General features: G+C 46.0%; 2 protein-coding genes. Both read right to left on the minus strand.

Going from position 1 to position 1,649, the window contains the following annotated elements; translation table 11 throughout:
• On the minus strand, window positions 1-569 hold a 569-nt coding region (locus tag G3R48_RS16950), incomplete at its 3' end, for an MtrB/PioB family outer membrane beta-barrel protein (protein ID WP_212593416.1).
• Window positions 570-583: 14 nt separating this feature from the next.
• A complete protein-coding gene (locus G3R48_RS16955) occupies window positions 584-1,531 on the minus strand; it encodes a DmsE family decaheme c-type cytochrome (RefSeq protein WP_153666371.1) in 948 nt (315 codons plus the stop codon).
• Between the last annotated feature and the right edge of the window lie 118 nt (window positions 1,532-1,649).

The raw sequence follows: 1,649 nt of genomic DNA on the forward strand, positions 1-1,649 counted from the left end.
GTTTTATCTTCTTGGCTGTATTTAACAAACGCACCGTAGATATCGTGGTTGTATTCAAAACCAAAGCCGACTTTTTCGCGGCGTTTGCTTAAGTCAAATTGGTTAGTGCTGTTTGATGGTGTCAACATGCCGTTGTTGTGCCAATAAGCACTTTGAATATCGTCAGCTTGATAGGTTTCAATGCTGTTGTAGTCAAAGGTCAGTTTGTATTGGCCGCTTTTACCGGTGGACAAATGAGCAAAGCCATTGTCCATGCCCAATTGGTGAGCTTGCGCTTGGGCTTGATAACCGCTGGCATTGTTGTAACGCACATTACCGCTCACAGCGCCAATTGCACCGTCTTGGTCGGTGCCAAAGGTGTTGCCGGCATGACTGTCACTGACATCGTTATAGCCCGCTAATACAGACACATCACCACGGTAACCGTTGCTGTTAGTGCAACGATGACATTGGTATTTAGCGGTATTAACGGTATCGGTATTGGCGTGATTAACACCAAAATTTGCCGCCATAGCCGGTGACGCAGCGGCCACCATAGCAAGGGTAATAATATTTAATTTGAATGACATGAAAGTGCTCTCCGTTAGCGTTGCAGCAAGCTGCCCGATGGATGGTTAGACCCATGGATTTGGCTATGGCAGTTCAAACAACTTTTCGCGCCGCCAAATGCATCCATACCCGGTTGTGGTGTGACGCGAGAGGCGTGGCCGTCAGGGGCATGACATTCTTGACATAACTGAGGGGCACGGCTTTTAAGCATGTTTTCGTTAACGCTGCCATGTGGGTTGTGGCACGAGACACAGTTTTCAGTGACAGGGGCGTGTTCCCAAAGTTTTGGACCGCGTTTGTCGGCGTGACAGCTGTAACAGGTGTCGTTAATCGTGGGTTGTTTAAGCGCGCTTTCACTCATTGAGCCATGTGGGTCATGACAATCAATACAGGTCATTTGGCCGCCTTTTAAAGGGTGAGCAGAGCGTTTGTTCATGTCAGCTTTTTCTTTAGTGTGGCAAGACGTACATTTACCATTCACTTTTTGCTTGTCTAGTGCAGGGTCGTTAGCGGTGTGGACGCTGTGACAATCAGCACAAGCGACATTTTCTAAATTATGGGTGCTGTTATGCCAGGCCATTTGTTTAGGGTCGTTGTGACAGCTTTGACAGACGGTGTTTTGCGTTTTAGCTGAAAGCTTGCTGCCTTTACCGAAAGTAATCATAGGCTCTTTACCGCCACGATTATGCTTGCCTAGGGGGCCATGACAGGCTTCACATTGAAGGCCAGCCATTGGGGATTTTTTGTTGGCTGCTTGACCGTGTTTACCGTCAAAAATCGCCATAACTTTCTTGTTTTTGCGGTGACACATTAAACAAGAGTCGGCGCCTTTTTTAGAGTAATGCCCTTCATTGAACTTTTTCACCAAAGTGGCTTCTAATTGTTCACTGTCGAGTTTATGCCAAGGTGTCGCTGAGGCCGTTGCTAATAGGCAGCCAAGAAGCAGGGCGCCGATAGTGACGGAAGAAAAAATAGGTTTCATATTAATTTGTCTGCCTATAAGTCATCAGCTTATTTGTTGAGAAATGAGCTGCTGGTTGAGAGACAGTAATAATAAAAGATATTTTTCCTAAAAATAGGTTGTTACAAAATGATGCAAA

It is taken from the genome of Shewanella intestini, assembly GCF_018221465.1.
GTDB classification, from domain to species: domain Bacteria; phylum Pseudomonadota; class Gammaproteobacteria; order Enterobacterales; family Shewanellaceae; genus Shewanella; species Shewanella intestini.